The organism is Brevundimonas diminuta (assembly GCF_022654015.1).
In the GTDB taxonomy this organism is placed as follows: domain Bacteria; phylum Pseudomonadota; class Alphaproteobacteria; order Caulobacterales; family Caulobacteraceae; genus Brevundimonas; species Brevundimonas diminuta_C.
In genome coordinates this window covers 1,904,878-1,923,128 of sequence record NZ_CP073063.1, presented here as the reverse complement: position 1 = coordinate 1,923,128, position 18,251 = coordinate 1,904,878, and the positions used below count along the sequence as shown (strand labels likewise).

Below are 18,251 nucleotides of genomic sequence, written 5' to 3'. Positions count from 1 at the left end.
AACACTTACAGAACATCGACAAATGTTCACGGCCCGTTCCGATTCGTCGGCGGGCGCATGAGGGCCTGGCGATGCTCACGCGCAAACAGCACGAACTGCTGATGTTCATCCACGAACGCATCCAGGAGACCGGCGTCTCCCCGTCGTTCGACGAGATGAAGGAGGCGCTCGATCTGGCCTCCAAGTCCGGCATTCACCGGCTGATCACGGCGCTGGAGGAACGCGGCTTCATCCGACGTCTCGCTCACCGCGCACGCGCCCTGGAAGTCACGAAACTGCCCGAACAGGCGACGGCCGGCGCGCCGCGCGGTCGCGCCGGGTTCAAGCCCGACGTCATCGAGGGCGGCGGCGGTGTCAGACCTGCGGCTCCGATGGCGGCCAACGACACCCGCGAACTGCCGCTGATGGGCAAGATCGCCGCCGGCACGCCGATCGACGCGATCGAGCATGAAACCGCCCGCTATCCGGTTCCGGAATCGATGCTGGGTTCTGGCGAGCACTACCTGCTGGAGATCGAAGGCGACTCCATGATCGAAGCCGGTATCCTGAACGGCGACATGGTGGTGATCAAATCGACCGACAACGCCGCCTCCGGCGAGATCGTGGTGGCTCTGGTCGAGGGCGAGCAGGCGACGCTGAAGCGCCTTCGCAAGAAGGGGGCGTCGATCGCGCTGGAACCCGCCAACCGCAACTACGAGACCAAGATCTACGGCTCCGATCAAGTCGCCGTTCAGGGCAAGCTGGTCGGCCTCATGCGCCGTTATCACTGACGTCCGGATCGGACTGACGCGTCCAGGGGCGGTCGCCGCGAACGTCGGCCGTCCACACCGCGCGCCATCGATCCGGCTCACCCGAACTGACGCGCCACAACTCCACCGCCCCGCCTCGCGCAAAGTCGACGCCGTCCAAAACAAGGCGATCCTGACAGGCGCTTGGAATTGAGGTGACGACGGCGCGGACGCTGACGACGGGCGCTGCGCGGCATAACATCTCCATCTGATCGGAGCTCGGCGACTTTCGCCCCCACCAGATCGCCACGGGCCCCGCCTCATGGGTGTCCGGTCGACAGGAGAAGCGGTCGCAGACCCAGCCCGTCTCAGACCGATCCATCATGGTCAGCCCCCGTCGTCGCGACCAGAGATCGACCGCAAATTCGCGGACGCCAGGCCGGACGACGACGGCCGCCTGATCACGGTCAAAGGCGGCGTTCGTCCCGCCATCGCCAATCCAGAGGGCCGGCGTGGGCGCACGCGGCCAGATCAGGACCGCCGCTGCGAACGGCAATCCCAACCAGCGCAGGCGGCCCTGCCACAGACAGACGAACAGCACGCCCAGAAAGGCGATAGGCAGGACATAGTTCGGAGCGCTGGCGACGGTTCTGACCGCGCCGGGCAACCCCGCTGTCCACGCGCCGATCGCCAGCATCAGATCCACACCCCATCCCGCGACCGCCAGAAACGGTCCCCCCAGCCCCAAGGGCTCGAGCGCTGCGCCCAGAGCCAGCGCCGGCATCAGGATGAAGTCCGCCACGGGCGACGTGCCGAGATTGGCTAGTAGTCCGTACATGGCGGTGCGGTTAAAATGCTGCATCGCGAACGGTCCCGTCGCCAATCCTGCGACGACGCTGGCTGCCACAGCCGCCGTCAACCAACCGCCCAGCCGTTGGACTGCCAGGATCGGCCGGGGCGCGGATATTTCGCGCGGGCGCTTCGGCCAGGCCTCGACCAGGGCGACCAAGGCCGCCGTCGCCGCGAACGACATCTGAAAGCCCGGCGTGACGATGGCTTCAGGCTGAATAGCCAAAACGATGAAGGCCGCGACCGCCAGGCCGTGCATCGTCACAGCTTGCCGATCCAGCAGGATGGCCAGAAACGCGATGGAGGCGGTGATGGCGGCCCGCTCGGCCGGAGGCGGTGCGCCCGACACCACCAGATAGACCCCGACCGCCGTCAGGCCCGCCAGTGCCGCGACCTTCTTGCCGTGAACCCGCAGGGCCAACCAGGGCCAGGACGCGACGCCCAGCCGCACGGCGAAGAAGACGAAACCGCCGACGATGGCCATATGCAGCCCTGACACCGACAGAATGTGCGCCAGGCCGGAATCGCGCATCACATCCATGTCCTCCCGACTGATCCAGGTTTCGTGACTGGTGGTCATGGCGGCTGCGATCCCGCCGGTTCGTTCGCCAAGCCGCGCCACGATCCTCTCGGCCAATGCGAAGCGGGCGCCGTTGATCGCCACATCAAGTCGAAGCCGCCACGGCGGCGGGGCCAGATCGGCCGTCCGCGTGTCGCCCAAGGCGAACGCCACGCCGCCCATCCCCTGAAAGAAGGCGTTGCGCCCGAAATCGTAGGCGCCGGGGCTGGCCGGCGCCGGCGGCGGATTCAGAATGCCGAACAGGCGGATCGCTTCGCCGGGCCGCGGCGGCTCGCCCCGCACCGTCGCCCGCAAGCGGACCGGCGTCTGATCCGGCGTCAGTCCGCGGATCCAGACCGGCGCGATCACGACGCGCGCGCCTCGCTCACCCGGGCTGTCGACATCGACGACCCAGGCTTCGATCACGGTCGGTTCGCTGAGGGCAGGCGCGATCGGTGCGGCGACGGCTTCGGTGCGCACCTTGGCTGCCGCCAGCCCGCCTGAAACGCAGGCCAACATCAAGAGCAGCCAGGTCAGGCGCCGCGACCCGCCACGCCGGCGCGCCACGACCCACAGCCCAAAGGCCAAGGCGGCGCCCAGCAGCAAGGGCCACAAGACCGGCTCGACGCGCAGGGCGAAGTAAACGCCGCCGCCCGCGCCGAATGCGACCGGCGCCCATAGGCGCCATCTCAGGGTCTGGGCGGCGACCTCGGCGTCCAGCCAGGCGTGCAATCGCGCAGCGGGGGTAGGTTTTGCCGCATCGGGGCGTATAAGGGCCTCGCTTACGGACCCCTCCCCCATGACCTCACCTTCCTCGACTGTCGTCACCCGCTTCGCCCCCTCGCCGACAGGCTATCTGCATATCGGCGGAGCGAGAACCGCTTTATTCAACTGGCTGTACGCCAAGAGACACGCAGGGCGTTTCCTGATCCGGATCGAGGATACCGACCGCGAACGTTCGACCGACGAGGCGGTGAAAGCCATTTTCGACGGTCTGAGCTGGCTGGAACTGTTCGCCGACGAAGAGCCGGTGTTCCAGTACAGCCGCGCCGACCGCCACCGCGAGGTGGTCGATCAACTGCTCGAAACTGGCCACGCCTACCGCGACTTCACCTCGGCCGAGGAGACCGGTCGTCTGCGTGACGAGGCCAAGGCTGAAAAGCGCACCTTCGAATCGCCTTGGCGCGACCGTGAGCCGACCGTGGACGACCTGGCGCTGCCGCACGTCGTGCGCTTCCGTCGGCCAAAGGCGACGATGGTCACTGTGGCCGATGAGGTCCAAGGCGACGTGAACTGGTCGACCGACGACCTGGACGATCTGGTGCTGCTGCGTTCGGACGGCGCGCCGACCTATAATCTCGCCGTCGTCGTGGACGACCACGACATGGGAGTGACCCACGTCATTCGCGGCGACGATCATCTGAACAACGCCGCGCGCCAGAGCCTGATCTACGATGCGCTGGGCTGGACGCGCCCGACCTTCGCCCACATCCCCCTGATCCACGGACCGGACGGCGCCAAACTGTCGAAGCGTCACGGCGCCCAGGCGGTGCATGAATACGCCGAGATGGGCTACTTGCCCGAGGGCATGCGCAACTATTTGGCCCGCCTGGGCTGGGCGCACGGCGACGACGAACTGTTCAGCGACGCCCAGGCCATCGAATGGTTCGATCTCGCCGGCATCGGCAAGGCGCCGGCCCGTCTGGACTTCGACAAACTGGCCCACGTCAATTCCCACTGGCTGCGTCTCGCCGACGATGAACGGCTCGCCAAGCTGACGCTGGATGCGCATCTGCAGAAGGGCCACGCCCTGGCGGAGGCGGACGAAGCCCGCCTCCATCGCGCCATGCCGTTCGTCAAGGACCGCGCCAAGACGATCCTCGATCTGGCCGACCAAACCGCCTTCGTACTGAAATCGCGGCCGCTGACCTTGGACGACAAGGCGAAGGCGCTGCTGTCGGGGGAAACCTTGGATCGCCTCGCCCGCCTGCGCGAGCGGCTATCCCTGTTTCAGTCCTGGGATGTCTTCGCGCTGGAAGCCGAGCTCAAGGCCTTTGCGGAATCCGAGGGCGTCGGGTTCGGAAAAATCGGCCCGCCGATGCGCGCAGCGCTTACCGCAGGGTCAACATCACCTGATATTGCACGAACTTTGTCGGCTCTTGGGCGCGACGAAAGTCTCGGGCGCTTGGATGATGCGCTGCAACAGACTAAGTGATCACCCACAAACCAAAAAGCGGCCGACGCCTCCCCGCGCCTGGACGTGTGATGCAAAGGGGCATTCATGACTGAACAAGCCAAACCCGCCGGCTCGGCGACCCTGTCCTTCGAGGACAAGACGATCGAGTTGCCGGTCCTTTCGGGCTCCACCGGCCCGGACGTCATCGACATCCGCAAACTCTATGCGGGAACGGGCGCCTTCACCTTCGATCCCGGCTTCACCTCGACGGCGGCCTGTGAATCGGCCCTGACCTATATCGACGGCGACGCCGGCGTGCTGCTGCACCGCGGCTATCCGATCGACCAGCTGGCGTCGAAGTCGAACTTCGTGGAGGTCTGCCACCTGCTGCTGCACGGCGAACTGCCGACCGCCGCTCAGTTCGAGAAGTTCGAAAACAGCATCACCACCCACACGATGCTGCACAGCCAGTTCGATCGCTTCTTCGAAGGCTTCCGCCGCGACGCCCACCCGATGGCGATCATGGTCGGCACCGTCGGTGCCCTGTCGGCCTTCTATCACGACAGCCTGGACATCCACGATCCGATCCAGCGCGACATCTCGGCCATTCGCCTGATCGCCAAGATGCCCACGATCGCGGCCCGCGCCTACAAATACCATATCGGCCAGCCGTTCGTTTCGCCGCGCAACGACCTGTCCTACGCCGAAAACTTCCTGCGCATGTGCTTCGCCGTGCCGGCCGAGGACTATCACGTCGATCCGGCCCTGGTTCGCGCCATGGACCGCATCTTCACCCTGCACGCCGACCACGAACAAAACGCCTCGACCTCGACCGTGCGTCTGGCCGGTTCGTCGGGCGCCAATCCGTTCGCCTGTATCGCCGCCGGCATCGCCTGCCTGTGGGGCCCGTCGCACGGCGGCGCCAACGAAGAAGCGCTCACGATGCTCAAGGAAATCGGCACCCCGGACAAGATCCCGGAGTTCATTCAGGGCGTGAAGGATCGCAAGTACAAGCTGATGGGCTTCGGCCACCGCGTGTACAAGAACTACGACCCGCGTGCGAAGGTCATGCAGCAGTCGGCCTATGAAGTGCTGGCCGCCACGGGCCGCGAAAACGATCCGCTGTTCCTGGTCGCCAAGGAGTTGGAGAAGGTAGCCCTGTCGGACGAATACTTCACCTCGCGCAAGCTGTTCCCGAACGTCGACTTCTATTCGGGCATCACCCTGTCGGCGATGGGCTTCCCGACCACCATGTTCACCGTCCTGTTCGCCCTGGCCCGCACCGTGGGCTGGATCTCGCAGTGGCAGGAAATGATGGCCGATCCGTCGCAGAAGATCGGTCGCCCGCGTCAGCTCTACACGGGCCCGACCCAGCGCGATTATGTGCCGATCGAACAGCGCGGCTGAGACGAAGGCGAGAATGCAGAACGCCGGGGAGACATCCCCGGCGTTTTTCTTTGTCGTCAGACCAGCTTCAAATCCGCGAAACGCGCGGCCAGGTCATCCAGATCACGGTGCATATGGGCCACGCCGATTGCAGCAGCGCCCAGAGCCACATCGTCCCCTTCGACGGCCATGGACAAGGCCAGGCTTTGGTCGATCGCGCCCATGGGCTGGGCGACCCTGCCCTGAGACAGAGCCTCGAGTTGCTCCACCGCTCGCTCCGCATCCTGCGACCAGGGATCCAGCCGTGCGCCGGCACCCTCGGCCTGGAAGCCACGCCCCAGGATGACGATGTCGCTGCGCACGCGCCAGAAGGCGCGCACGAGCGCAGCCCGGTCGGCGGTCTCACGTTGCGGACCGGGCAGATCGATGACGTTCTTGGCGGCCTGACCCAACGCATCCAGCCGCCGCTTCAGATCGGCATGACGGCGCGAAATCTCGGACGCATCCTCCGGGTCGGCCTTAGACACCAGAGCCAGCAGCGCCGCCGCCTCGCCCGCCGCCTCGCGCGCCTGAAGTTTGAAGGATTGCCTGGCATGGCGAGGGAACAGGGCCAGGATCGCCAGCACGCCCACGCCGCTGCCGACCAGGATTTCCATCACCCGATCCAGCGCGAGGGACGCCGGTCCTTCCGCGCCCGTCCCACCGGCGATGACGATGGTCGCCGTCACGGGCGCGACCTTCAGCCAAGGCCGCCCGGCTGCCAAGAAGGCCAGCAGGCCCGCCGAGACGGCGATGCTCAGGGCCATGCTTTCCAGGCCCGGCGGACGAAGGAAGGCGAAGACCGCCCCCGCCAGCGCTCCGGTCGCCGTACCGATGGCCCGGTCGCGCGCAACGGTCAGGACGCCGCCGCCGACGCTCGCCTGAATGACGACGATGGCGGAAATCACGCTCCAATACGGGTGCGGCAGGTTCAGCCAGGTCGCGAGATAGAGCGCGGCCATCGCGCCCACCGCCATCTGCAGCGCGGCGCGGACCTCGGCCGCACGTCGCGGACTGAGCGCCCGCGCCATCGTCAGCGCGCCGACTTGTTGGCGATGACCCTGAGCACGGCGTCGGCAGCCAGTGCGGAGGGGTCTGCACCTCCGCGCCCCATCAGGTCCAATGCCGCCGTCTGGCGACGCGCCTGTTCGGCCGCCAGCACTGGGTCGGCCAGCAGCCGCCCGACCCCCGCCGTCAGGATGGCCGGGGTCGCCTCGTGCTGGATAAACTCGGGTGCGATCCGGTCGTCGGCCGCGACATTGAACAGGGTGATGTGTTTGGCGGTCACGAACCGCTTCATCAGCTGATAGCTGAGCCCGTCGATCTTGTAGGCGATGACCATCGGCGCGCCCGCAAGCGCCAGTTCGGTCGACACGGTGCCGCTGGTGGCCAGGGCGACGGTCGCGGCGCGCATGGCGTCATATTTTTCGGCTTCATCCACCAGGTGAACGCGGAAGGGCCAGGCGGCGACGCGGCCCGCAACATCGTGAGCGACGGTTCCCGCGGCGACTACGGCGACTTCCAGCCCGGGATTCGTGGTCTTCAGTTTTCTGACCGTCGCCTCATAGACGGGGGCCATTCGGGTGATCTCGCTGGGCCGGCTGCCGGGCAGCACCAAGAGAAGCTGCGCATCGGCCGCGATCCCACGGCGCGCGCGAAACGCTGCGCCGTCCGCAGCGTCGACATTCACATGGAGCGCCGACGATCCGACCACGGTTGTCGGCAGGCCCTCGCGCTCGAACCAGGGCGCATCAAAGCCATAGAGGGCCAGCAGGTGATCGACGGCGCCTGCCAAGGTCTTGGCCCGGCCCGGCCGTGAGGCCCAGACCTGAGGCCCGACGTATTTGATCAGCGGCAGGTCCGGTCGCGCGGCCCGGATCGCCTTGGCCACACGGATGGTGAAGCCCCAACTGTCGATCAGCACAACGGCGTCGGGCTTTTCCCGCTCGGCCAGCGCCGCCGTCTGCTCGACGCGCCGCTTGACCTTGCCATAGGCGCGCAAGCCCTCGATCCAGCCCAGGATCGACAGTTCGGCGATGTCGAACGGGCTGACCACGCCCTCGGCCGCCATCTTGGGCCCGCCGACGCCGACAAAGGCCACATCGTCCCCCAACCGCACCTTCAACGCCTTGGCTAGACCCGCGCCCAGCGCATCGCCCGAAGCCTCAGCCGCCACCAGCATGATCTTCAGCGGGCGGCTCACCGATCCTCGCCCCAGACGAACAGGCCCAGACGGTTCGCCGTCTCGACGATGGCCGCGCGATCGATCAGGATCAAACGTCCCGCCAAGCCGCCGATGCCCGCCAGACCCGCCGCCGCCGCGATTTCGACCGTGCGCGGCCCGATCACGGGCATATCGACGCGGAGATCCTGAATAGGCTTGGGCGCCTTGCCGAGCACACCCCTGGGGCTATCGACCGCTCCACGCAAGTCGGCGGGCAGGCCAGCGACGCGGGTCAGCATGGCGTCCGTCCCTTCCTGCGCCTCGACCGCAAGAACCAAGCCGTCACAGACCACGGCGCCCTGACCGATATCGAGTTCGCCTGACTTTTCGGCGACATGCAGCGCCTTTTTCAGATCGCCTAACTGCTGCTCGGTCGGCGATACGACGCCCAGCGCGCCTGCGCCAAGCGTGTCGCCGCCCAGTATGTCGTCGGCGCCCTCGACGGCGAAGCCTTCGGCCTCGAACACTGACAGGATTTTGCGCAGCAGGGCGTCATCGCCCTTGGAGGCGGCGGCGACGATGCCCGGCAAGAGGGTCGCCCCTTTGAAGTCAGGCTTGAGCGTCTTGAAATCCGGCCGATTGACAATGCCTGCCAGACACACGGTCGTGCAGCCCTCGGCCTTCAACGCCTTCAGGATCGCGCCGATCTGCGCCATCCCGAACTCGGCGCCGGGCCAACGCGCCAGATGCTCATCGGCAAACCCCGCCAGACGGATCACGAAAAGCGGCCGCCCAAGCGCGTCGCAACGCGTCGCGACGGCCGCCGGCAGATCACCGCCGCCTGCGATCAGCCCCAGTTTTCCAGATGCGCTCATTCCGCGTTGGGCAGGCACAGCGGACGCCGCCCGCCGTCGCGGATGAAGGCGATGATCTCCATGATCTCGGGCAGGTCGGCATAGCGTTCCGCCACGCCATCGATCCGACCGGCGAACTCGCCCTCGCCCTCGAACAGATCGCGGTAGGCCGTGAGCAGACGCCGCACCTGATCCTTGCCGTAGCCCTTGCGCTTCAGCCCGATCAAGTTCAGCCCACGCAGCCGCGCATGATTGCCCCAGGCCGAGCCATAGGGGATGACGTCGCGCGTCACCGCCGCCAGACCGCCGATGATCGCGCCCTGCCCCACTCGGCCGTTCTGGTGCACCGCGCACAGTCCGCCCAGGAACACCTTGTCCCCGACTTGAGCATGACCGCCGAGAGTCGCGTTGTTGGCCATGACCACATTGTCGCCGACGACGCAGTCGTGACCGACATGGGCGCCGGTCATGAACAGGTTGTTCGAACCCACGATCGTCACGCCCGTCCCCTGCGGCGTGCCCCGATTGAAGGTGCAGTGCTCGCGGATCAGGTTGTTCTCGCCGATCTCCAGCCGAACCGTTTCGCCCTTGTAGCCATTGTGCTGCGGGTCGCCGCCAATGACGGCGAAGGGGTGGATGACCGTCCCGGCCCCGACTGTCGTGTCCTGCTGGACCACGACATGGCTGACCAGACGCACATTGTCGCCCAGCACCACATTCGGCCCGACCGTGCACCAGGGGCCGACCTCGACACCCTCGCCCAGGGTCGCCGTCGCGTCGATCAGAGCCGTGGGGTGAACGGTCATCAGGCCGCCGGCCCAGGCGCCGGAGCAGGTACAGTCACGACCATCGCCATGAACTCAGCTTCGGCCGCCAGCTTGCCGTCAATGAAGGTCTCGCCCCGGAACTTGTAGGCGTCGCCTCGGGCGCGGATCACCTTGACCTCCATACGGAGCTGGTCGCCGGGCCGCGCGGGCTTTCTGAAGCGAACTCCGTCGATCGACATGAACATGATGACCTTGTCGGCCACGGCGACATCCAGCGTCTTGGACATCAGCAGGGCGCCGGTCTGGGCCATGGCCTCGACGATCAGCACGCCGGGCATGACGGGATCGATCGGGAAGTGACCGGGGAAGAAGGGCTCGTTGTGGGTGACGTTCTTGATGCCGACGATCGACGTCGCGGGCACGAAGTCTTCGGCCTTGTCCACCAGCAGGAAGGGATAACGGTGCGGCAGCCGCCGCATCACCTCGGCGTAATCGATCTTGCCTTCGACGGCAGTCGTGTCGCTCATCCCTATGATTCCTTCGGAGCCTTCTTCGATGAGGCCTGTTTGGCGAGCCAGACCGTCTCGCGCAAGAACTGTCGGATCGGACGCGCCGGATAACCCGACCAGGTTTCGCCGGCAGGAACATCAGCCAGCACGCCGGCGCCGGCCGCGACACGCGCGCCCTCTCCGATCGTGATGTGGTCGCCGATCCCCGCCTTGCCGCCGAAGATGACATTGTCGCCCACGGTCACCGAGCCCGAGATACCGGTATTGGCGACCAGCAGACAGTTACGGCCGATGACGCAGTTGTGGCCGACCATGACCAGATTATCGATCTTGGTGTTCTCGCCGATGACGGTGTCGTCATAGGCGCCGCGGTCGATGCAGGAGTTGGCGCCCACCGTCACGCCGTCCTGAAGGATGACGCGGCCCAGTTGCGGAATATCCATGACCCCCGCCGCTGTCCCCGTGGCGCCGAAGCCCGCTTCGCCGATCCGGGCGCCGGCATACAGCTTCACCCGGTCGCCGATCAGCGCAAAGGCCACGCTGACGTTGGCGCCGATCACGCAATCCCGGCCGATCTGCACGCCCGGCGCGATGACGCTGTTGGCGCCGATGCGAGACCCGCGACCGATACGGACGCCCTGCCCCAGGATCGCGCCGGGTTCGACCACGACGCTGTCGTCCTCGGCCGCCTCGTCGCGGCTGATCGCTTTGTCTAGGAGTATAGGCCGATGCAGCGCCAGCGACGCCTTGGCCCAGGCGGCTTGCGGCGTGCGCGAGACGATGACAGCGGCGGACGACGGCGCGGCGTCCTTGGCCTCAGCCGGCACGATGACACAGCCGGCCTGTGTCGTCGCCAGCGCAGCGGCGAACTTGCGGTCACCCAAAAACGCGATCGCGCCCCCGTCCGCAGAGGACAAGGGCGCGACGGAGGCGATCATGCGATCCCCGCCCCGCTCGACCTCGCCGCCGATCTGCGCCGCCAGATCGGAGACGCTAAGGGGCGACAGGGTTTCGAAAAAGCGGGAATCGGGCATCGACGACTTAGTTGGCGGCGGCCGGTTGAGCCTGCGTCTGAGCCGGCACGGCCATACGGTTGAAGCTCAGCGTCGGCAGGGCCGTGTTCAGGCGCTGGATCGCCAGGTCCGTGACGTCCATGGCCGGGTTCATCATGAAGACGCTCTCGCGGTCCAGCAGCAAGCCGCAGCCTTTTTCTTGATACAGGGCGGTCAGGATCGGCGAAACGGCCTCGGTGATGGCCTGACGCTGCATGCCCAGGGTGTAGCGCAGCTCGTTTTCACGGGTGGCTTCCAGCTGCTGGGCTTCTTGAGCGCGCTGCTGCAGGGCCTGACGGCGCTGTTGCAGTTGGTCGGCCGGCAGGCTGGAGCCCGCCGATTGCAACTGCTGGGCTTCGGTTTGGATCTGGGTTGCATAAGGTTGCAGCTCGCCCTGAACTTCTTGGGCCAGCTGCTGCATGCGGGCTTCGACGGCCTGGCCGGCCGACGACTGGGCCAGAAGACGCGCATTGTAATAGACGCAGACGCCGGGAATGACCGGGCCGGGGTTGGCGGGCGCGCCGGCCTGTTGCGCCGAGGCGGCGGTGGCGATGAGCGAAGCAGCGGCGGTCGCCGCGATGATCAGAGCTTTCATGGTGTTTCCTCGTGCGGTCGAAAAAGCCGCGATTAGAACTGAGTGGAGGTCGAGAAGCGGAAGGATTCCGTCTTGTCGTAATCTTCCTTGGAAAGGACCTTGGAGATGTCGAAGCGGATCGGACCCATCGGCGACTTCCAGTGAATGCTGACGCCAGCCGACGCGCGCAGCGACAGCTCATCGGCGATGTTGGTGTTCACCGTTCCGGTGGACGTCAGCTTGTAGCGGTCATCCAGAACGCCCAACGTACCGACATCGGCGAACAGCGAGGTCTTGATGCCATATTGCTCCGGCAGATAGTTCGGCACGGTGAGCTCGACCGTGCCGATGGCGTAGAAGTTGCCGCCCAGGGCGTCGGTCGTATTCAGATCTCGCGGTCCCATACCGGCCGTCTCGAAGCCGCGGAAGCTGTTGCCGCCCTTGAAGAAGCGATCGTTGATGCGGATCGGGTCGCCGTTCCAGCCGCTGACGTAGCCGGTCGAGCCCTGAACACTGACGACCCAGGCTGGGGTGATGCCATAGTACCAGCTCGCATCAGCCTCGGTCTTCACATAGTTCACGTCGCCGCCCAGACCCGCGAGGTCCTGACGCAGCGACCCGGCCCAGCCGCGCGTCGGACGGATCGGATCGTTGGTGTAGTTAACCTGCAGCGTATAGCCGGCCGACGAGTTGATGAAGCTGCCGATCTGGTCGCACAGTGCCGAAGACCCTTGGCCCACGCCCGAGCAGAAGCCGGTCGGCACGATGATCTCGTCGGACTTCAGGAAATAGCGCGTGCTGAGCAGCATATTGCCGTTCAGCGGATAGGACAGACGCAGGCCCGCGCCGGTCGAACGATAGTCGTACGACGAGTACTGGCTCAGGTCGTAGCGCGAGTGGAACAGGTCGAAGCCGGCGCGCAGATCACGTCCCAGGAACTTCGGCTCGGTGAAACGGAAGTCGACCTGCTGGCGCAGCGAGCCCCACTCCAGACGGGCGACCACGTTCTGCCCGCGTCCACGGAAGTTCCGCTCCGAGATGCCCAGGTTGACCGTGAAGGAATCGACGGAGCTGAAGCCCGCGCCGACGGACAGTTCGCCGGTCGGCTGTTCCTGGACGTTGACGTTGATGACCGAGCGGTCCGGCGCGCTGCCGCGCGTTTCCTCGACCGTCACGTCCTTGAAGAAGCCCAAGGCGCGCAGATTGTTGCGCGAGCGCTCCATCAGGGCGCGGTTGAAGGCGTCGCCCTCGGTCAGCAGCAGTTCGCGGCGAATGACCGGGTCGATCGTGCGGGTGTTGCCGACCACATTGATGCGATCGATATAGACCCGCTGGCCCTCGGACACGTTGAAGGTCACATCGACCGTGTCCGTCTCGGGATTGGCCTTGTAGGTCGGATTGATCTCGACGAAGGCGTAACCGGCCGAACCGGCCGCGAACGTCAGGGCGTCGACCGCCTGTTCGATCTTGTCGCTCTCGTACAGCTGGCCTTCCCGGATCGGCACCAGAGCCTTCAGGAAGTCGGCGTTCAGCCGGTCGTTCTGGGTGACGACCTTGATCTCACCGAAGTTATACTTGTCGCCTTCGTTCAGCGTCAAAGTCAGCTGGAACGCCTGATCGTCGGGCTGCAGCTCGGCGACCGAGGACACCACGCGGAAGTCGTAATAGCCGCGGTTGGTGTAGAACTTCCGCAGCTGCTCCTGATCGTATTCCAGGCGGTTAGGATCGTAGTTGTCGTTGTTTGAGAAAAACTTCCACCAGGTCGATTTCTCGGTGACCATCACGCCGCGCACGTCGCGATCCGAAAACGCCTCGTTGCCCAAGACGTTGATGGCGCTGATGCCGGTCTGCGGGCCTTCGTTGATTTCGAAGATCACATCGACGCGGTTCTGTTCCAGCTGGACCAGTTTGGGCGTCACGGTCGCAGAGATGCGGCCCTGCAAGCGATACAGTTCGACGATGGCGCCGACGTCCTCCTGAACCTTGGCGCGGGTATAGATGCCGCGCGGCGCCAGCGTCACTTCCTTGGTCAGCTTGTCCTTCGACAGCGCCTTGTTTCCCTCGAACACCACCTGGTTGATGATGGGGTTCTCGACGATCTGGACGATCAGATCTCCGTTCTGGATGCCCAGTTGCACATCGGCGAACAGGCCCGTGCGCGACAGAGTGCGCACCGCGACGTCCAGCACTGAGGCGTCGACAGCGTCACCGGGGCGGATCGGCAGATAGGACAGTACCGTCGTCTGGTCGATCCGCTGCGCGCCCTGCACGATGATGCGATTGATCGTGATCGTCTGCGGCGCAGCGATCTCGACACGCGGTTCGGCAGCGCTCGCCGGGGCCGTCTGGGCTGGCGTTTGAGCCGGCGCAGCAGGCGTCGTCGTCGCCGGCGCGGTCTGGGCCGACGCAGTCTGCGCCAGCGCAGGCGCGCCCAGCCCAGCAGCGACCGCCAGAGCCAGCAGGCTGGAGCGGGCGCTCAGTCGAACGGCGGCGCGAGAGGTCATGTCATTCATTCGGGAAACCGTCGGGGGCTGGCGTCGGCTCACGAGACGAGCCCGCCGAGGAATTGGAAGATATTGAGCTTCTGTAGGTCGTTCCACGTTGCGAACAACATAAATCCCGCCAAAAGCGCAAGGCCTGCACGATAGCCCATCTCCTGGAACCGCGCCGACACAGGCTGTTTCGCCACAGCCTCATAGCCGTAGAAAAGCAGGTGCCCGCCGTCGAGGACCGGAATGGGAAGCAGATTTAGAAAGCCGATTCCGATCGAAAGTATGGCGGCCAAGGTTGTCAGCGTCAGGATCAGGTTGATCGCCATGGCGCCAGGCGCTGGATTGGCTTCGACCGCAGCCGTGGTCAGTGAGCCCGTCGCCTTGGCCATGCCTAGCGGGCCGCTGAACTGATCGCCCGACTCGCGACCCGTCGCCAGGCGTCCGAGGTAGGTCAGAGTCGAGCCGATAATGTCGGCCGTCTGGCGCGCACCCTCCACCACGGCGTCGACAGGGCCGTAACGCACGTGGCGGACATCCCCGGCCGACGAGCCCAGCCCCAGGCCGATACGGCCGACCTTGACCCGTCCGGCGATGGGGTCGTTTTCCTCGCGGCGTTCCGGCGTCGCGACCAGTTCGACCGGACGCCCGGCGCGCTCGACCGTGAAACGCACGGGATCGCCGGTCGAGAGCATGACGGTGCGGGTGACCGCGCTGCCGTCCTTGATGGCCTTGCCATTCACCTCGGTGACCAGGTCGCCGACCTGGAATCCGGCGGCGGCGGCGGGCGATCCCGCCTGGACCTGCGCGACGCGCGCGGGGCGCAAGGACACGCCGACTGCCATGAAGACGACGGCGAAGATAGTGATGGCCAGGATGAAGTTGGCCATGGGCCCGGCCGCGACGATCAGGGCCCGCTGCCAGACCGGCTTGAAGTGGAAATAATCGCGCTCGGCGCCCGGTCCACACTCGGCGACCACGCGGCGACGCAGTTCGTCCAGCCCGGCCCGATCAGGCACGCTGGACGCATCCAGATCTCCCGAGAACTTCACATAGCCGCCCAGGGGCAGCCAGCCGAGACGCCATTCGATGCCGTGACGGTCCGTGCGGCTGGCCACGGCCTTGCCGAAGCCGACCGCGAACCGGTCCACCTTCACGCCAAAGGCGCGCGCAACAAGGAAGTGACCCAGTTCGTGGATGGTGACGATGAAGGTCAGCACCAGCAGGAACGAGGCGATGGAGATCAGGACCTGACCCAGGACGCCCAGCATTCGAAAATCGTCTCCCCTGGCCTGCTGTCAGGCCGCATTCGCAAGGCCGGCGATGACGGTCTCGGCCATTCGACGCGTCTCGGCGTCGACCGAGAGGGCCGCGCCGCAGGCATCTCCAGAACCGAAAGCCATCCCCGCTTTCGTCGCACGCTCAAGGGTTTCGGCGACGACTGCGGCAATATTGAGAAACGCCAGCTTGCGGTCAAGGAAGGCGAAGGCGGCGACCTCGTTGGCGGCGTTGAACACAGCCGGCGTCGCGCCCCCCGCCTTCAGGGCCTGACGCGCCAGATCGAGGGCGGGAAAGCGCGTCAGATCGGGCGCTTCGAACGTCAGCCGACCTAGCTCAGCCAGATCCAGCTTGGGCGCCGGCCACGCGATCCGGTCCGGCCAGGCCAGCGCGCAGGCGATCGGCGTGCGCATATCCGGCGGTCCCATCTGAGCCAGGGTCGAACCGTCCACATATTCCACAAGGCTGTGGATGATCGATTCGGGGTGCACCACGACGTCGATCCGATCCTGCGGCATATCGAACAGATAGGCCGCCTCAATCATCTCTAGGCCCTTGTTGGCCATGGTGGCGCTATCGACCGAAATCTTGGCCCCCATGCTCCAGTTGGGGTGGGCGACGGCCTGTTCGGGCGTGATGCCGACCATCTGCTCGCGCGAAGTCTGGCGGAACGGTCCGCCCGATGCCGTCAGGATCAGCTTGGCCACGCGCTCAGGCGCTTCGGCCGGAAACACCTGGAAGATGGCGGAGTGTTCGGAATCGACGGGGATCAAGCGCCCCCCTGCCCGCTTGACCCGTTCGATCAACGCTGGGCCGCAGCAGACCAGGCTTTCCTTATTGGCCAAGGCCAGGGTCGCGCCCGTTCCCGCCGCCGCCCAGGCGGACTTCAGACCCGCCGCTCCGACGATGGACGCCATGATCCAATCGACAGGTCGCGTCGCCGCCTCGACGATGGCCGCGTCGCCGGCGGCGACAGCGACATCCGTGCCGGACAAGGCGTCGCGGAGCTCTTCCAACCGAGCCGGATCGGCGGTCACGGCCAGCTTGGGCCGCCAGCGCCTGGCTTGCTCGGCCAGTTTAGCGATATTGGCGCCGCCCGTCAGGGCCTCGACCTCGAACGCGCCCGTGCCCGTCGCCTCGGCTTGAGCCATCAGGTCCAGTGTGGAGGCGCCGACCGATCCGGTCGCGCCAAGCACAGTGATGCGACGCCGGATCACGCCCCACGCTCCAGCATCAGGACGATCAATCGGCCAGCCGCGACGACCACGACCGCGAACATCAGGCCATCGACGCGGTCCAGCAGGCCGCCGTGGCCCGGAATGGTGTTGCCCGCATCCTTGACCCCGAACCGTCGCTTCAGCGCCGATTCCCACAGGTCCCCCGCCATGGTCGCCAAGGCCGCGGCCAAGCCCAGCACCGCCCCCCAGACGACGCTCAGGGCGCCCATATTGACCCAGGCCGTCATGACGGCGCCCGCAACCGCGCCGGCCGCAACGCCGCCGATGAACCCGGACCAGGTCTTGTTCGGCGAGAAGCGCGGCCACAGCTTGGGTCCGCCAAAAGTGGATCCCGCCAGATAGGCCACGATGTCGGCCGACCAGGCGACGGCGAAGACCAGCACGGTCCAGTGCAGCCCGATCAAACTGTCGACGTCGCGCAGCCAGATCAGCAGAACTGAAGGCCAGCCGAGATAGAGCACGCCATAGGCGGCATCCAGCGCCTCCTGCCCTCGGCTGCGGGCATAGACCCCGGCCGCGACCGCGCCGAACACCAGCATGATGAAGGCCACGGACATGGCGCCGAAATGGGCGCTGATCACCGCCGCCACGACGCCGAAGCTGACCGCGCCGCCCATGACGCGGCGCGCATGGGGCGCACTCATCGCTGCCCATTCGAACGCCAGGACGACGCTGGCGACGATCATCAGCGCCAGGAACCACACGCCGCCGCCCCACGTCGCAGCGACGGCGGCGGGCGCCAGCACGACGGCGGACGCAGCCCTGAGGGCGATATCCCGACCCTTGACCGCCATCAGGCCGTCGCGCGCTCAGGCGCGATCACGCGTCCGCCGAAACGGCGGTCGCGCTGACCAAAGGCCGAAATCGCTTCAGCCAAGGCCTTTGGGCCGTAGTCGGGCCACAGAATGTCCTGGAAGACCAGCTCGGCGTAGGCGGCCTCCCACAACAGGAAGTTCGACAGCCGCTGCTCGCCCGATGTGCGCACGATCAGATCAAGCGGCGGCGAGCCCGCCGTGGCCAGCCCGGCCGTCAGGATCGCCTCGTTGAAAGGCTCGACCGTCTCGCCCGCCAGCACCCGCTCCATATGGCGACGCGCCGCGTCCACCAGATCCGCGCGACCGCCGTAGTTGAAGGCGACCTGCAGCAGGAACCGGTCGTTATGTGCGGTCTGGGCCTCGGCCCTTTCGATGATGGCGGCGATGTCGGCCGGCAGTCCCTGGCGTCGCCCCAGGATCTTCAGCCGCACGCCGGCCTTGGTCAGCCGGGCCAGATCGCTGGCGACGTAGGACCGCACCAGCCCCATCAGGTCCGACACCTCGTCTTCGGGACGGCTCCAGTTTTCGGTCGAGAAGCCAAACACCGTCAGACAATCGATGCCCAGATCCGGCGCCGCCTGGATCGTGCGCTTCAGCGCCTGGACGCCTTCGCGATGGCCAAGGGCGCGCGGCAGACCGCGCGCCTTCGCCCAGCGTCCATTGCCGTCCATGATGATGGCGACGTGGCGCGGGCCGTCCTGACCCTGCTTTTCTGGGCTTTGGCCTGAAGGCGCGGCGCGGTCTGCCGTCATCTGTCTTGCGATCCCTTCCGGA

At 66.3% G+C, this 18,251-nt stretch carries 16 protein-coding genes; 3 read left to right on the top strand and 13 right to left on the bottom strand.

Going from position 1 to position 18,251, the window contains the following annotated elements:
* Nucleotides 1–71: 71 nt before the first annotated feature.
* Complete coding sequence (gene lexA / locus KAK88_RS09500; protein WP_039247444.1) at nt 72–770, top strand: transcriptional repressor LexA; 699 nt, start codon at nt 72–74, stop codon at nt 768–770.
* On the opposite strand, the gene KAK88_RS09495 is transcribed toward lexA, so the two are convergent.
* On the bottom strand, nt 751–2,868 hold the full coding sequence (locus KAK88_RS09495; protein WP_347264752.1) for a ComEC/Rec2 family competence protein: 2,118 nt from the start codon (nt 2,866–2,868) through the stop codon (nt 751–753). The two genes, lexA and KAK88_RS09495, sit on opposite strands and share 20 nt — an antisense overlap.
* 67 nt (nt 2,869–2,935) lie before the next feature.
* On the opposite strand from KAK88_RS09495, the gene gltX reads away from it, so the two are divergent.
* Nucleotides 2,936–4,351 (top strand): glutamate--tRNA ligase, encoded by a 1,416-nt coding sequence (gltX, locus tag KAK88_RS09490; protein WP_242076458.1) that lies wholly within the window; start codon nt 2,936–2,938, stop codon nt 4,349–4,351.
* A gap of 66 nt (nt 4,352–4,417) precedes the next feature.
* Entirely contained in the window at nt 4,418–5,719 is a 1,302-nt protein-coding gene (gene gltA, locus KAK88_RS09485; protein ID WP_091746993.1) for a citrate synthase, read from the top strand.
* Between the two features lie 56 nt (nt 5,720–5,775).
* Here the strand turns inward: gltA and KAK88_RS09480 are convergent, their stop codons facing one another.
* The 12 genes from KAK88_RS09480 to uppS are packed head-to-tail and all read right to left on the bottom strand — an operon-like array spanning nt 5,776 to nt 18,148.
* The gene (locus tag KAK88_RS09480) at nt 5,776–6,768 is read right to left on the bottom strand and encodes an FUSC family protein (protein ID WP_242076457.1); all 993 of its coding nucleotides are present in this window, start codon (nt 6,766–6,768) and stop codon (nt 5,776–5,778) included.
* A 2-nt stretch (nt 6,769–6,770) separates the two neighbouring features.
* Nucleotides 6,771–7,940: a lipid-A-disaccharide synthase gene (lpxB, locus tag KAK88_RS09475; RefSeq protein ID WP_242076456.1), complete on the bottom strand. Its 1,170-nt coding sequence runs from the start codon at nt 7,938–7,940 to the stop codon at nt 6,771–6,773.
* Nucleotides 7,937–8,776, bottom strand: a complete 840-nt coding sequence (lpxI, locus tag KAK88_RS09470; RefSeq protein ID WP_242076455.1) for a UDP-2,3-diacylglucosamine diphosphatase — start codon at nt 8,774–8,776, stop codon at nt 7,937–7,939. The genes lpxB and lpxI overlap by 4 nt, the downstream gene beginning before the upstream one ends.
* On the bottom strand, nt 8,773–9,561 hold the full coding sequence (gene lpxA / locus KAK88_RS09465) for an acyl-ACP--UDP-N-acetylglucosamine O-acyltransferase (protein WP_242076454.1): 789 nt from the start codon (nt 9,559–9,561) through the stop codon (nt 8,773–8,775). Before lpxA ends, lpxI begins: the two co-directional genes overlap by 4 nt.
* Nucleotides 9,561–10,055, bottom strand: coding sequence for a 3-hydroxyacyl-ACP dehydratase FabZ (fabZ, locus tag KAK88_RS09460; RefSeq protein ID WP_045811203.1), 495 nt, complete (start codon nt 10,053–10,055; stop codon nt 9,561–9,563). Before fabZ ends, lpxA begins: the two co-directional genes overlap by 1 nt.
* Entirely contained in the window at nt 10,052–11,065 is a 1,014-nt protein-coding gene (lpxD, locus tag KAK88_RS09455; RefSeq protein WP_242076453.1) for a UDP-3-O-(3-hydroxymyristoyl)glucosamine N-acyltransferase, read from the bottom strand. Before lpxD ends, fabZ begins: the two co-directional genes overlap by 4 nt.
* A gap of 7 nt (nt 11,066–11,072) precedes the next feature.
* Nucleotides 11,073–11,678: an OmpH family outer membrane protein gene (locus tag KAK88_RS09450; RefSeq protein ID WP_045811205.1), complete on the bottom strand. Its 606-nt coding sequence runs from the start codon at nt 11,676–11,678 to the stop codon at nt 11,073–11,075.
* Between the two features lie 32 nt (nt 11,679–11,710).
* Nucleotides 11,711–14,170 carry an outer membrane protein assembly factor BamA gene (gene bamA / locus KAK88_RS09445; protein ID WP_242076452.1) on the bottom strand — a complete coding sequence of 820 codons (2,460 nt, stop codon included), beginning with the start codon at nt 14,168–14,170 and terminating at the stop codon, nt 11,711–11,713.
* Nucleotides 14,171–14,199: 29 nt separating this feature from the next.
* Nucleotides 14,200–15,417, bottom strand: a complete 1,218-nt coding sequence (locus KAK88_RS09440) for a M50 family metallopeptidase (RefSeq protein ID WP_242076451.1) — start codon at nt 15,415–15,417, stop codon at nt 14,200–14,202.
* Nucleotides 15,418–15,444: 27 nt separating this feature from the next.
* Nucleotides 15,445–16,641, bottom strand: a complete 1,197-nt coding sequence (gene dxr / locus KAK88_RS09435; protein WP_242076450.1) for a 1-deoxy-D-xylulose-5-phosphate reductoisomerase — start codon at nt 16,639–16,641, stop codon at nt 15,445–15,447.
* Complete coding sequence (locus KAK88_RS09430; RefSeq protein ID WP_112862081.1) at nt 16,638–17,456, bottom strand: phosphatidate cytidylyltransferase; 819 nt, start codon at nt 17,454–17,456, stop codon at nt 16,638–16,640. The genes dxr and KAK88_RS09430 overlap by 4 nt, the downstream gene beginning before the upstream one ends.
* A complete protein-coding gene (gene uppS, locus KAK88_RS09425) occupies nt 17,456–18,148 on the bottom strand; it encodes a polyprenyl diphosphate synthase (protein WP_233156567.1) in 693 nt (230 codons plus the stop codon). Before uppS ends, KAK88_RS09430 begins: the two co-directional genes overlap by 1 nt.
* Nucleotides 18,149–18,251: the final 103 nt, after the last annotated feature.